At 36.9% G+C, this 14,329-nt stretch carries 14 protein-coding genes and 2 pseudogenes; 12 read left to right on the top strand and 4 right to left on the bottom strand.

Features of this window, described 5'->3' with window-relative positions; genetic code table 11:
• Positions 1–235: 235 nt before the first annotated feature.
• Both murI and NYE49_RS13485 read right to left on the bottom strand, forming a co-directional pair.
• Entirely contained in the window at positions 236–1,033 is a 798-nt protein-coding gene (gene murI / locus NYE49_RS13490) for a glutamate racemase (protein WP_047183571.1), read from the bottom strand.
• Between the two features lie 346 nt (positions 1,034–1,379).
• On the bottom strand, positions 1,380–2,423 hold the full coding sequence (locus NYE49_RS13485) for a nitronate monooxygenase (protein ID WP_174616766.1): 1,044 nt from the start codon (positions 2,421–2,423) through the stop codon (positions 1,380–1,382).
• A 396-nt stretch (positions 2,424–2,819) separates the two neighbouring features.
• Here NYE49_RS13485 and aadK point away from each other — a divergent pair, with 396 nt between their 5' ends.
• Positions 2,820–3,674 carry an aminoglycoside 6-adenylyltransferase AadK gene (aadK, locus tag NYE49_RS13480; protein ID WP_047182932.1) on the top strand — a complete coding sequence of 285 codons (855 nt, stop codon included), beginning with the start codon at positions 2,820–2,822 and terminating at the stop codon, positions 3,672–3,674.
• A 225-nt stretch (positions 3,675–3,899) separates the two neighbouring features.
• Complete coding sequence (locus NYE49_RS13475; RefSeq protein ID WP_015251612.1) at positions 3,900–4,403, top strand: DinB family protein; 504 nt, start codon at positions 3,900–3,902, stop codon at positions 4,401–4,403.
• Positions 4,404–4,633: 230 nt separating this feature from the next.
• Here the strand turns inward: NYE49_RS13475 and NYE49_RS13470 are convergent.
• A pseudogene (locus NYE49_RS13470) lies at positions 4,634–4,777 on the bottom strand (TetR-like C-terminal domain-containing protein); the annotation flags it as partial.
• A 280-nt stretch (positions 4,778–5,057) separates the two neighbouring features.
• Between NYE49_RS13470 and NYE49_RS13465 the strand changes: the two are divergent.
• From NYE49_RS13465 to NYE49_RS13420, 10 genes and pseudogenes are all read left to right on the top strand, one after another.
• A complete protein-coding gene (locus NYE49_RS13465; protein WP_014477443.1) occupies positions 5,058–5,213 on the top strand; it encodes a hypothetical protein in 156 nt (51 codons plus the stop codon).
• A gap of 45 nt (positions 5,214–5,258) precedes the next feature.
• Positions 5,259–5,630 (top strand): YrdB family protein, encoded by a 372-nt coding sequence (locus tag NYE49_RS13460; RefSeq protein ID WP_080344277.1) that lies wholly within the window; start codon positions 5,259–5,261, stop codon positions 5,628–5,630.
• A 230-nt stretch (positions 5,631–5,860) separates the two neighbouring features.
• Positions 5,861–6,427, top strand: a complete 567-nt coding sequence (locus tag NYE49_RS13455) for a cysteine hydrolase family protein (RefSeq protein ID WP_047182930.1) — start codon at positions 5,861–5,863, stop codon at positions 6,425–6,427.
• Between the two features lie 647 nt (positions 6,428–7,074).
• On the top strand, positions 7,075–8,307 hold the full coding sequence (locus NYE49_RS13450) for a cytochrome P450 (protein WP_047182929.1): 1,233 nt from the start codon (positions 7,075–7,077) through the stop codon (positions 8,305–8,307).
• Positions 8,308–8,579: 272 nt separating this feature from the next.
• A pseudogene (locus NYE49_RS13445) lies at positions 8,580–8,854 on the top strand (barstar family protein).
• A 285-nt stretch (positions 8,855–9,139) separates the two neighbouring features.
• Complete coding sequence (gene azlB / locus NYE49_RS13440) at positions 9,140–9,613, top strand: azlBCD operon transcriptional regulator AzlB (protein WP_015483475.1); 474 nt, start codon at positions 9,140–9,142, stop codon at positions 9,611–9,613.
• A gap of 12 nt (positions 9,614–9,625) precedes the next feature.
• Entirely contained in the window at positions 9,626–10,390 is a 765-nt protein-coding gene (azlC, locus tag NYE49_RS13435; protein WP_047182928.1) for an azaleucine resistance protein AzlC, read from the top strand.
• Entirely contained in the window at positions 10,387–10,719 is a 333-nt protein-coding gene (azlD, locus tag NYE49_RS13430; RefSeq protein ID WP_041517953.1) for a branched-chain amino acid transporter AzlD, read from the top strand. Before azlC ends, azlD begins: the two co-directional genes overlap by 4 nt.
• A 164-nt stretch (positions 10,720–10,883) precedes the next feature.
• Positions 10,884–12,206: a branched-chain amino acid transport system II carrier protein gene (brnQ, locus tag NYE49_RS13425; protein ID WP_015384175.1), complete on the top strand. Its 1,323-nt coding sequence runs from the start codon at positions 10,884–10,886 to the stop codon at positions 12,204–12,206.
• Between the two features lie 485 nt (positions 12,207–12,691).
• Positions 12,692–12,913: a hypothetical protein gene (locus tag NYE49_RS13420; protein ID WP_052771594.1), complete on the top strand. Its 222-nt coding sequence runs from the start codon at positions 12,692–12,694 to the stop codon at positions 12,911–12,913.
• Positions 12,914–13,169: 256 nt separating this feature from the next.
• On the opposite strand, the gene gltR is transcribed toward NYE49_RS13420, so the two are convergent.
• Positions 13,170–14,054: a glutamate biosynthesis transcriptional regulator GltR gene (gltR, locus tag NYE49_RS13415; protein ID WP_041517952.1), complete on the bottom strand. Its 885-nt coding sequence runs from the start codon at positions 14,052–14,054 to the stop codon at positions 13,170–13,172.
• Positions 14,055–14,329: the final 275 nt, after the last annotated feature.

Below are 14,329 nucleotides of genomic sequence, written 5' to 3'. Positions count from 1 at the left end.
TATAGAGATGGGGGAGAAATAAGAGGGGAAAGAGCGAAAACACTGTAATCAGAGATGTGTGCATAACTCAATTGTATGTTAGAAAAAAAGTGGGCTTTTTAAGCCCGCTTCTTAGTTCATGTTTCCCTTCAGGAGACTGTCTTTTTCATTTACATTGGATAACAAACCCGAGAATTCATACTTCTCTCTTTTGTAAATTTACTGAAAAATTGTTTATAACCAGAGCCCCTTACATTCAATGTCCAACATGACTCTTTTGAGTTTCATCTAATATTTCAAACAATCTTTTGTACTTTGATATGACTTCTTGGTCTACAATTTTATGGCCAGAATTGAAAAAGGTGATTGAGCCCGATCCTTTACCAAGCTGATTACGATCTGCAAGAACTTTTTTCAACTGTTTTGCAGTACCGACACTGCCTGAAATAATATCAACTTTTATCCCAAACAGTTTTTCAAAACTGTTTTTGAAAAACGGAAAATGAGTGCATCCTAACACAATCGTTCCGTATTGTTTCAAATCAAAAGAAGATAGTTCGTTCTTTAGATATTTAATGATTTTGTCTTCACTAAAATCAAAGTTCTCAGCAAATTCAACTAGTCCTGGAAGAGCTAAGCAATCAACAAGGTCATGGTGATCAATTTCTTTAACTAGATTATGAAATTTCTCTTCTTTAAGCGTCAAATTAGTAGCAACTACGAGAACTCTTTTTCTTTCCTCTGTACATTTATTTATAGCAGGCTTTACAGCGGGTTCGATTCCGATTATCGGAAAGTCGAAGTTTCTCCGAAGATCCTCTATCGCAATGCTAGTGGCTGTATTACACGCAATAACAAGAGCTTTGATATTTTGACTGGCCAGGAATTCAGCTGCATTGAAAATATATTCTTTAACTTTACCCTTTGATTTTTCACCGTATGGAACGTTTAACGTATCTGCATAAAAAATGTAATCTTCATAAGGAAGAACTTTTATGGCTTCATACAATACAGTCATGCCACCAATTCCAGAATCAAAAAATCCTATTTTCATCACTTCTCACGCTTTCTGTCTCATTCTTTTCTTATCATATGACTTTATATCATCTGAATCAAACGAAAAACAACCATTTTACTATTCGAATGTAATATGGGAGCTATCGATTTTTCGAATAGATAGCAAAATTTGAGAAGAGGAGATTAGATCGAAATGTTGGTGATGTATTGTGGTTGTGGTGAAATCATTAAGATCGCATCGTATCAATGGGATGATTGGTAACCCGATTCAATTAGCTTTGAAAATGTAGGAGTATTGAGATTTCCAGAGTCAGAGGATGAAATTACGAAAAAAAGCAAACTGCCTGTCGAAGTTTGCTTTTTGCTCTATCAATGAGGTGCGCCTATATTTTTATATCCTCTTGGCAAAGCTGATTTAAAAGCTGCTTAACCGACATTTCCTCAGTCAATGACCGTATCCCTTGACCTGCCCATAAAGACATGTGATCATGGTTCTTTTGAAGTGAAGCCTTCTGTCTCATTGCCTTCGTTAGTATATTTTGATAAGGGTACGGAAGGGTTTGTGTCTCAAACTGTTCATTTTCTTCCATCCATTTATTTACGATTCCTCTGGCCTCTTTACCTGAAAATAATGTCGTAAGCTTTGTATCTGCTTCGTTTGCTTCTAGTATTTTCTGTTTATGTACTGGATGTGCGTTACTCTCGTGACAAATTAAAAAGGCAGAACCGATTTGAGCTCCTTGGGCTCCAAGGGTTAAAGCTGCTTTTACTCCTCTGTGGTCCATAATTCCCCCAGCAGCTATGACAGGTATGCTCAGTGCATCTGCTGCTTGTGGAATCAGAGCCATTAAACCTACGGCAGATTCACCTTTGGAAGGTAAGAATGCTCCGCGATGTCCACCGGCTTCACTTCCTTGAAGGACTACTATATCCATTCCCCGTTCTTCCATTAACAATGCTTCTTCTACTGTTGAAGCGGTTCCTATTAAACAGCATCCAGCGGTTTTTAGCTCCTTTACTGCGTCTTCAGGCGGCAGATCAAAAGTGAATGAGCAAGCCTTAACCTTGGATTTTAAAATAAGATCAATTTTTTGATAGAAGTCATCCCACTCTTCTTGTACAGATGTGAATTGATTTACTTGATTAGCTAACGGTATGTTTTCTTTCCACTTTTTAATCTGATCTTTTGGTGGCATCTCTAGACCTAGCGGAACAAACACATTCACTTGAAAAGGAGCGTCTGTCAGCTCAAACATTTCTTTTATTTGTTGTTCTAGCAGGTCTGGTGTAAGATACCCCGATGCTAAGCTGCCAAGAGCACCTTGATTCGAAACTGCAGATGCAAGTCGGGGCTTTGTAATACCGCCAGCCATTGGAGCTTGAATAATCGGTTTTGTTAAGGAAAACTTCTTCATAAATTCATTCATACCGAATCCCCCCGTTTAGACATGATTTTTGAAAAAAGTGTCATTTTAAAATTTACTCAAAAACTCGTATTCGCTTAAATATATCGTTTTCCTTCTTTTTGTCAATCTCTCATACCAGTTAACATGACGATAAAGCAAGGGGGGATTAAAGTGTGTCAAAGATAGTGTCGTCCCATGGCGGCTCTACAAAAAACTGAATATTTATGTAGTCCTTCATAGTTGATATCTGATTTTGAGATGTCTTGCATCTTAATTTTGAATGATATATAGGAGAACATCATATAAAATAAAGCTTAGAAGAATACATCACATTCAAGAGTAAAAAAATCTATAAGACGTACAGGTCAATATTCGATTTTACAGTTAGATATTAAGGCTGAAACGGAGGAACATGCGATGCGAAGTGAGCAGGAAATGATGGACATTTTCTTGGACTTTGTTTTGAACGATGAGAGAATCCGATTGGTCACTTTGGAAGGGTCACGTACAAACAGAAATATCCCTCCTGACAAGTTCCAAGATTATGACATCTCGTATTTTGTAACTGATGTAGAATCTTTTAAAGAAAATGATCAGTGGCTCGAAATTTTTGGGAAGCGCATTATGATGCAAAAACCAGAAGATATGGAGCTTTTTCCTCCCGAATTAGGTAATTGGTTTTCATACATTATTCTTTTTGAGGATGGCAACAAATTAGATCTAACCCTTATTCCAATTCGTGAAGCAGAAGATTATTTTGATAATAACGATGGTTTGGTTCAGGTCTTGCTCGATAAGGATTCGTTCATCAACTATAAAGTGACCCCGAATGATCGCCAATACTGGATGAAAAAGCCGACTGCAAGGGAATTTGATGATTGCTGTAATGAGTTCTGGATGGTTTCGACTTACGTAGTAAAAGGACTAGCAAGAAATGAAATCCTTTTTGCCATTGACCATTTAAATGAAATTGTACGTCCTAATTTATTGAGAATGATGGCCTGGCATATCGCATCTCAGAAAGGGTATTCATTTAGTATGGGGAAGAACTATAAATTTATGAAACGGTACCTTTCAAATAAAGAATGGGAGGAACTCATGTCTACATATTCTGTGAATGGGTATCAGGAAATGTGGAAGTCTTTATTTACTTGCTATGCATTATTTAGAAAGTATTCAAAAGCTGTATCAGAAAGTTTTGCATATAAGTATCCTGATTACGATGAAGGCATCACTAAGTATACGGAAGGTATTTATTGCTCAGTAAAGTGATAAGAATATAGGATTGTCTTCATTTGATATTTGATTCTCGCTGACAATGGAGACCAAGGAGTCACCATGTTTGAAAAAGATGCGTAAATCATTACGTTTAAGAATGTCTACGCATTTTACTATGATTATTCTTGTCCAAAATTTTTGTTCTTTTTAACGAAAAGAGGCATTATAATTAACCTATAGGTACATTGAAAAAACAAAAGAATAAAAAGGAGGATTTTTGTGTTTCAAACCTTAGACCATTTTTTGAAATCTTGGGAGTTCGAAGCAGATGCTACACAGAAACTATTAAATAGTCTAACTGATGAATCACTTAAACAAGAAATAACTTCACAAAATTGGACTCTAGGCCGTATTGCTTGGCATACTGTTGCTGCCATTCGCATCATTACCTCAAACACAGACTTAACGTTCCATGCCCCAGCTGAAGATTATCCTGTTCCAACTTCAGCTCAGTTTATAGCTGACAGCTATCATCAAGCCAGTAATGCATTTGTACAGGCATTAAAAACCCAATGGACTGACCATACACTTCAAGAACGTATCAACTTTATCGGACAACAATTGCCTAACGGTTCACTTTTGATGTTTTTAATTCAACATCAAAATCACCATCGGGGACAAATGACTGTTCTTATGAGACAAGCAGGTTTAACTGTTCCAGGTATTTATGGTCCAGCAAAAGAAGAATGGGCAAAATTTGGTTTGGAAGCCCCGAAAATGTAATCAACCTTTTTATAAAAAAGTTACGTTATGACAACATATAAGAAGATGTTTTGATCTATCTTTTTTCAAAACATGTTCTTTTTTTGTTCGTTTACCAATGATAAGAACATATTCGAATCATTTTTATTCCAAACACTTCAAATGACAACGTTCTTCCGCTTTATTGTTGGCCTATTCCCAACGATGTAAGTATAATTTTTAATGCTGTCAAATCTTCTAGATACACATATCTATAGATTCCTCTCTAACAAAACCCCCACTTTTTCTGCCATCACTCGAGGTGGGTAAGGCATTTCGTTTTTCAACCACCATTCGACTAATCCTACGTATGCATTTGCAACAAATTCAGCAACGACCTATGGTTCAGAAATTCCAATGAAACATTCAGGTGTTGCTCAATTTGGAATAGAAGCAGCTGCGCCAAAAGGAGAAAGAGTCTAGCTGAGTTGCAACAAATGGATATAAGAGAGGAACGTCTTCTCAAAAGGGAAGGCAGATTATTACTGTAATTCATACAACGAGTAAAGCCTCCCAGCGATAAGCGAGGTCAATATTCAGCTTTTATGGTATATTCATTACTTCGTTCGACAAATTCTGCAAATTGTAGACAACTTCCTGATTATTTGGATAATTAACTGGATAGGAGGGGAATAGTTGTCATATTTCATTATACTTATCATCGTTCTATTAATCGGAGCATTGGTAACAGCAGCAGTCGGTATCATCTCTTCAAAAGTAGAGGTAATCTCGCCGAAAACTACAATAGAATCTAAAGAGGAAGAACAGAAAAGTTTTTATACGCTGAAATAAAGCAGAGAAAGAGCATCTCCTAGGGGGGTGTTTTTTATAGAGGAGTTGGAAAAACTGAATCAGACTAATTTACTTTTAAGATTCACCCTTGAAATCGCTGCACTAATCTCCTTAGGGGTGTTTGCTTGGATAAGCTTTAATGGTTATTTTAAATATGTTTTAACTTTGGTTTTGCCTATTGCAGTTATGATTGTCTGGTCTGTATTTGCAGTACCTCATGATCCTAGTCGAAGTGGACAAACTGTAATAGCTGTAAAAGGGATAACAAGGTTAGTTATTGAATTATTGATCTTTGCAATGGCTGTTGCAGCGCTTTATTTTAGTCATTTAAAACCAGTTGGTATTGTCTTTTTATGTCTAATAATACTCCACTACATCTTTTCAGCTGAGCGTATCAAATGGCTTCTAAATCAATAGTTTCTAATTTCGGCACTCGTTATTAGAGTGCTTTTTATCATTCTCTGTAGAGCCAGTGATTCTCAGATTAGATTATTGAAGGTTAACGGCTTGGGCACAGTTGCAGTTTAGAACGCATTTTCCAATAAAGAGGGCGCTTATTTGAAATTCATCATTAAACAATTGTACAAAAGTAAAATTTGTATTTAAAATGTAGTAATAAATAGAAATTCTACGTAGGAGGCTATCTTGTGGAAGAAAAGAAAAAAGCTTTAATCATTGTGGATGTGCAAAAAGCCTTTGATGATAAAAAATGGGGGGAACGAAATAACGTAAAGGCGGAAGAAAACATTAGTAAAATACTAAAATTATGGAGAGAAAAAGGATGGACAGTCATATACATACAACACACTTCTGATAAACCTCATTCTTTATTCCATCCAAAGAATGAAGGGTTTGCGATAAAGGAAATAGTTAAGCCTATGGATGAAGAAAGCATTATAACCAAGACAGTAAATAGCAGCTTTATTGGAACGAATTTAGAAGAACTCTTAAAATTAAATGAAATAACAACTGTAGTAATAACTGGTTTAACCACGCCTCACTGTGTATCAACAACCACAAGAATGAGTGGTAATTTAGGGTTTGATACATACCTGATTTCAGATGCAACAGCAGCCTTCGGAATGAGAGACCAAAATGATACATATTATGATGCGGCGACTATTCATAATATATCTCTAGCTACATTGCATGATGAATTTGCCACAATATTGACAACTGATCAATTAATAAATGATTTTATAAAAACTCACTGATGAAAAACATTTTGCACAGTAAAACGGCAGGCGCCTTTCCAATAGGAAGGGCGCATTAATTCGATTTCCTGCTTTACTTGCTCAAAGGAGATGTATCAATGTTTCTTTATCGACAAGCAAGGGCAGATGAATGAAGCAAAGTGGCAAAGCTATTCCATGAATTTTTCAATCAATATCCTTTTATGGATTTACTCGTAAAACGCGAAAAAAAGATCATTCATTTATTTTTCAAATGCATAAAGTACTGACAAGAGCATATTTTAAAAAGCATTTCTTTTTTGTTGACATTCAGAATGGTGAAATTGTTGTTGCCGCTCTATTAAAACATCGTAATAAACCCGACATTAACTTGATCGATTATATAGCAGCAGGGGGGATAACATTAACAAAATGAGGCTGAAAAAATCCTACAAATCCTTAAAAGAGCCGGCATGGTATTTAGAAGTATTAGGAGTTTCGCCATCTTATCAGGGAAAGAGTTTGGGCATAAAATGATTAATGACTGTCTCATACCTTTTATTTCAAAATGCGGGGGCGGCATTTTGGCCCTTATCACGAATACTGATCTCAATAGATCATTTTACAAATCGTCCTGATTTTATATTTAAAGATTATCATAACCTTTCATAAAGATGGAGGTCGAATGAATGTCTTCAAAAGAAAAAAATAGTGTAACCATTTTGACGGAAAGTCAATTGTCTTCGAGAGCATTTAAAGATGAAGCGTATGAATTTTATAAAGAATTGCGAAAATCACAGCCTCTCTACCCATTATCTTTAGGAGCTCTGGGGAAAGGCTGGCTCATATCGAGATATGATGATGCAATACATTTATTAAAGAATGAAAAATTAAAGAAAAACTATGAAAATGTATTTACCGCAAAAGAAAAACGTCCTGCTCTATTGAAGAATGAAGAGTCTTTAACAAAACATATGCTTAATTCAGATCCCCCTGATCACAACCGCTTGCGAACTCTTGTTCAAAAAGCATTTACGCATCGGATGATTTTGCAGTTGGAAGACAAAATCCAGCATATCGCAGATTCTTTATTGGATAAAGTGCAGCCCAACAAATTCATGAACCTAGTAGACGATTATGCGTTTCCATTGCCGATTATCGTGATAAGTGAAATGCTCGGCATTCCCTTGGAAGATCGTCAAAAATTCAGAGTGTGGTCGCAAGCAATTATTGATTTTTCAGATGCCCCTGAAAGACTTCAGGAGAATGACCACTTGTTAGGGGAGTTTGTTGAATATCTGGAATCCTTAGTTCGCAAAAAAAGGAGAGAACCTGCAGGAGATTTAATCAGTGCATTAATTCAAGCGGAAAGTGAAGGCGCACAATTAAGTACAGAAGAATTGTACTCGATGATTATGCTGCTTATCGTTGCAGGTCATGAAACAACCGTAAACTTAATCACCAATATGACATATGCTCTGATGTGTCACGGTGATCAATTTGAAAAGCTCCGCCAGCAGCCGGACCTGATGAATTCAGCCATAGAAGAAGCATTGCGGTTTCACAGCCCTGTTGAGTTAACGACTATTCGCTGGACGGCTGAACCGTTTATACTGCATGGGCAGGAGATTAAACGGAAAGACGTGATCATCATTTCTTTAGCATCAGCAAACCGTGATGAAAAGATATTTCCAAATGCCGACATATTTGATATTGAAAGAAAGAACAACCGCCATATTGCTTTTGGCCATGGCAATCATTTTTGCCTTGGTGCACAGCTAGCCCGTTTAGAAGCAAAGATTGCGATTTCCACCTTATTACGCCGCTGTCCAAATATACAGTTAAAAGGCGAAAAGGAACAAATGAAATGGAAAGGGAATTTTCTGATGAGAGCACTAGAAGAACTGCCGCTTAGTTTTTAATTTTTGGGGGATATGTGATTTTCAAACATATCTCGTTTTACTCCTCAAATTAGATTAAACGATAGTAAAAGCTGTAACATAAAAATTTGATATGATAGCTTTTCAAAAACAAAGTTTAGCATTATTTATGCCTACCGGGCATGAAAATGTCTTGCAAACACCAATAGTTTCCCCCTATCGGTGTTTTTTATTTGTTTTCAGCCTCATTTGGACAAACAGCTGTTACATAGAAAACGTTTGTTAAGATAAAATAATGGAGGGCATAGTTTCTGATGAGAAAAATAATGATAGATGGAAAAGACTTTGAAAATATAGAAGTTTTACATGATGTTTTAAAAGATAAACTAGACTTCCCAAACTACTATGGGAGAAATTTAGACGCTTTATGGGATTGTCTGACAGGGTGGGGGATTTGCCGCTCACTTTAGTCTTGATACATTTTGAGTTCAGCAATACATTTTTAGGTTCATACGCTGATGATGTATTAGAAGTTTTACAAGAGGCTCAAGAGGAACTAAAGGACGAGTTTAAAATAATAATAGAGTAGACCTTCTTTTCTGATTTTTTGGAATTGAATACATAGGCCAGCAATAGATATTCCATGTTATTCCTAGGAGGGACATGCATTTTTTTATTGTGGTTTACATAATTCTCCCATGACTTCTTTCTGATGTAAGTTAATTTAATTATGAGTTAATCGAGAGTAATTTTATTCTGTAAATAATCATTTAGAAGGATTTAAATTTAAATAATATTTGATTAACGAATAAAAATTCGTTATGATTTAAATCATATGAAATATAATTCTATTGAAGGTATTGGGGGTTATAAAATGGGTATTACGCTTGACGAAACTGATAAGGCCATTTTAAGAGAATTGCAGGAAGATGCTTCAATATCAAATTTAAATTTATCTAAGAAAATTGGGCTTTCACCATCAGCTTGCCTTGCAAGAACAAAGAACCTATTAGAAGCAGGTATAATTAAAAAGTTTACGACTATTGTTGATGAGAAAAAACTTGGAATCGAAGTCACAGCACTAGCTCTCATCAACTTATCACCCTTAAATAGGGAGACAATTCATTCATTTTTAGAGGATATAAACAAATTCCCACAGGTTCAAGAATGCTACACACTTACAGGAAGCCATGACTATATGCTTAAGATTGTGGCGAAGGACATGGAGAGTTATCGGAATTTTATCATTGATTCATTAATGCAGAACCCTGCTATTAGTGGAGTTGACACAAGCATAGTCATGAGTACAGAAAAAAGAACTGTCAGTGTGCCAATTGATGAAATGTAGGAGGTTGTTGATTTGAATAAAAATAAAGAATCGTTACATTTAAGCTCTCCTGCTATAAACACTCATATGAATAAGAGAAGTCAAATATGGGCTGCATTTCGTTCTGCATTCCCATATACAATTCCGATTTTTGCGGGGTTTTTATTTTTGGGGATAGCTTATGGAATCTTTATGCAGTCTTTGGGATTTAGCGCAATCTATCCAATCATCATGAGTTTTATGATATTTGCGGGCTCAATGGAGTTTGTTGCAGCGAATTTTTTACTTGGTGCGTTCAACCCTATGAATGCTCTTTTTTTGACGTTAATGGTCAATGCCCGGCATTTGTTTTATGGAATTTCCATGCTGGATAAGTACAGGGGGACTGGAAAGAAAAAGCTTTATCTGATTTTCGGAATGTGCGATGAATCATTTTCTATTAATTATACCGCTAATGTTCCGGCGAATGTTGACAAGGGCTGGTTTATGTTTTTTGTGACACTGCTTAATCATTTATATTGGGTCGCGGGGGCAGCGATAGGAGGTATTTTTGGGTCGTACGTGAAGTTTAATACCGAAGGGCTTGATTTTGTGATGACTGCTCTGTTTATTGTGATATTCATAGAACAATGGATGAAAGAGAAAAAGCATTACAGTGCTCTCACAGGGCTTGGACTTTCAGTAGGCAGTCTTATCCTTTTTGGCGGAAACCAATTTATTATTCCTGCTATGCTTGCCATTTTAGGGGTACTGACTGTACTGAGAAAACCATTGGAGAAAGCTGAGGTTTCCGTATGACGATGACTATGATGCAGCAAATGATTACCATTGCAATGGTCGTGCTTGGAACAATGCTGACACGGTTCCTTCCATTCATGATTTTCCCTTCAGGCAAACCGACACCGAAATATGTACAGTATCTTGGTAAAGTGCTGCCATCAGCGGTAATCGGGCTTTTGGTCATTTATTGTTTAAAAGATGTGAGTCTGCTTTCTGGAAGTCATGGTATTCCTGAATTGGTTGGGGCAGCTGCAGTTGTACTGCTTCACTTGTGGAAGAAAAATATGCTTCTTTCCATAGCGGGGGGAACCGTTGTTTATATGGTTTTGGTGCAATTGGTTTTTTAACCGATATGGGAAACTATCAACATGATCATGCTTTTTATTGAACTTGATAAAAATATATAAACTGACACAAGCTTATTTTGGAATCAACACTGTGCCAGTGCAAATAGCATCTGTAATGTTTCCTGGCTATTCAAGAAGTGTCTACTTTAATCGGAGGATGTATAATGTCAAAAAAAGTGTCTGCTTCCTATATCATCATTATAGGATTAATGCTATTTGCATTGTTTTTTGGAGCAGGAAATCTCATTTTTCCGCCTATGCTTGGTCAAATGGCTGGGAAAAATGTATGGATCGCTAATGCAGGTTTCTTAGTGACCGGAGTTGGATTGCCATTACTGGCTATAACAGCATTTGTTTTTTCGGGTAAACAAAACTTACAGTCGTTAGCCAGCCGTGTTCACCCGGTGTTTGGCATTGTATTTACGACGATTCTCTATTTGGCAATCGGGCCTTTTTTCGCTATCCCGAGATCAGGAAACGTATCGTTTGAAATTGGGGTAAAACCTTTTTTATCAAATGATGCAGGCCCTGTCTCATTGATCATATTTACAATATTATTTTTCGCATTGGCATGCTTGTTATCACTTAATCCTTCAAAAATCATTGATATAGTTGGAAAATTTTTGACGCCAATTAAGCTGACATTTATCGGATTGCTTGTAGTGGTAGCTCTTATTCGCCCAATTGGAACCATTCAAGCACCATCAAAAGGGTACACATCACAAGCGTTTTTTAAAGGATTTCAGGAAGGATACCTCACTCTGGATGCCCTTGTAGCATTTGTTTTTGGAATTATCATTGTGAATGCATTGAAAGAACAAGGAGCTTCTACCAAAAAACAGCTGATGGTTGTTTGTGCAAAAGCAGCCGCGATTGCAGCTGTACTCTTAGCAGTTATGTATACAGCCCTTTCCTATATGGGGGCTTCCAGCGTTGAAGAACTGGGGATTTTAGAAAATGGAGCAGAGGTTTTGGCTAAGGTTTCATCCTATTATTTTGGATCTTATGGTTCAATCTTATTGGGCTTAATGATTACAGTGGCGTGTCTGACGACAAGTGTCGGACTGATCACAGCGTGTTCTTCATTTTTTCATGAATTATTTCCGAACATTTCTTATAAAAAAATTGCTGTCGTTTTATCAGTGTTTAGTACGCTTGTCGCAAATATAGGATTAACCCAGCTCATTAAGGTGTCAATGCCTGTCTTACTGACGATGTATCCTATCGCGATTTCCTTAATATTTTTAACGTTTTTGCATTCTGTATTTAAAGGGAAGACAGAAGTGTATCAAGGCAGTTTATTATTCGCATTCATCATCAGCTTATTTGACGGTTTGAAGGAGGCGGGAATAAAAATTGAAGTTGTGAATCATATTTTCACTCAGATTCTTCCTATGTATAACATAGGGCTGGGGTGGCTCATTCCAGCTATTGCAGGCGGAATATGCGGCTATATACTGAGTATATTCCGAGCAAAAACAAGTTGATCAATCAACAGCAATATCACTCAGATCTGCAGGAAGGATAAAGTGCTTGTTCGCCGGTTGCATTGCTTATTAAATGTGTTCAACTAAATTTACAATCATCCTTCCTCTTGCTTCGCCTCTTCGTAAGGTAGGAAGAACATCCGGTAATTGATCAAGGAGTTTACAACCACGAATACTATTCGAAATACGAGAAAGACCTCTCCCTAGCAAAGGCGTTAAACCCAAACGTATTAATAGCTTTGGAAATTACAATGAGCCCTTTAACTGTAGAGAGGGGTGGTCCTGTTCGGCTTGTTGTTTCCGGCTATTATGGAACTAATTCTACAAAATGGCTGACTCATTTGACTGTTTCAGGTTCCCGAAGCAACAGTGCTTTCACTGCCAAATATTATGTTGACTGAGAAGTAGTAGATGGACAACTAAAAGAGTCACCGGTATGGGCTGTTAGCCCAAACAGTATTATTGTACATCCGCAGAATGGACAATTGGTTAAACTCGAAGAGATTGATATTTTCGGTTGGACATGGGCAGAACATCCAATTGTAACAGTTGAAGTATCCACTGATGGAGGAGAGAGTTGGAAAGAAGCTCAAGTTAAAGGTCGTAAGAGTGTTGAGTGGCAGAAATTCTCTTTCCGTCGGCACCCGAAATCTGTAGGTGAATATTTAATAGTTGTGAGAGCGATTGACTCTTTAGGAAATAGTTAGCCTTTAACTTCAAGACGCAACCAAGTGTCTAGGGCAATGATCTTCGTTCAAAATTCTTTGAATGAGGAAAATCTACATTCTAATGTCGACTAGGTTTCACAATTCAGAGTGCAAAATCACGAAGAAAAAGCAAACTACATACCGAAGTTTGCTTTTTTGCTCTATACAAACAATGAGATGCGCCTATATTTTTATATCAGACAACTGATCAGAGGTATTTTGAGGCGAAGCCTGCCTTCCATCCATTTATTTACGATTAATCTGGCCTCTTTACCTGAAAATGATCCCTCATATGCGTTAAAAAAGCAGATAAAGCAGGGGTAATTAAAGTGTCTTTCCGCCTTATAAACATGGTTGATACGAAAGAATATTTGTCAGAGATAGTGTGGCTGCGGATGCGGCCTTCTTTTTCATGCGAAGCAATGATTGAACGAGGCAGCAGTGAAATCCCCAAGCCGGCGCTTACACAGCCAATGATCGCTTCAAGTATGCCAAATTCCATTAATTTTATAGGTAATAAACCTTCTTCTTGCAGGATATGATTGAGCTTTGCTCTGTAAGAGCATCCTTCACGGAATACAAGCATTGTTTGTGTTTGAACATCCTGAATGGAAGAAATCACAGGGTGTGAAGCGCTTGTCACAAGAACCATCTCTTCATCCAATACCTTTTCTTGAACTAAATCAGGGTGTTCAATAGGCCCTGAAATAAAAGCGCCGTTTAACTCATAATGTAAAACTGCTTGTATTTGTTGTTCCGTAGGACCGGTTACTAGGTTCAAATCAACATTTGGATAGAGGTTATTATAATGTGCAAGGAGTTGAGGAAGCCAAACTGCAGCTGTTGTTTCCATTGATCCTATACGCAGTGGCCCAGAAGGCGCGGATGATTCGCCCATGGCTGCTCTAGCTTCTTCAATCGTATGTAGAATTTTCTCTGAGTAAGAAACAAGAATTTGCCCTGGGGGAGTAAGTGTGATTCCTCGACTATGGCGATAGAATAATTTTGTCTGTAAATCGTTTTCTAGTTGTTGTATCTTATTCGTTACATTCGATTGTGCATAATTTAAAGTCTGAGCTGCCTTAGAAATACTGCCTTCACGAGCAGTAGTGAGAAAAACCTGTAACAATTGAATATTCATGTAGTCCTCCATAGTTGATATCTGATTTTGAGATGTCTCACATCTTAATTTTGAATTATATATGATAGGAGAACTTCATGTAAACTAAAGCTTAGAAGAATAAATGATTTCTAGAGTAAGTGATAAGGTTATTTCAAAAAATGGTTAATTACTCGAAGTTGATTCTGTATATTGCCTATGGAAATACACATCATAACATAGGCTTGACTAACAACAGAATGAAGGGGTTATTGGAAAATTATTTTATTCTAATGTAGTAAGAATAAAAATGAACA

Source organism: Bacillus sp. FSL L8-0358 (assembly GCF_038593095.1).
GTDB lineage: Bacteria > Bacillota > Bacilli > Bacillales > Bacillaceae > Bacillus > Bacillus subtilis.
The sequence above is the reverse complement of the archived record's forward strand: the minus strand, read 5'-3'. Positions and strand labels throughout refer to the sequence as shown.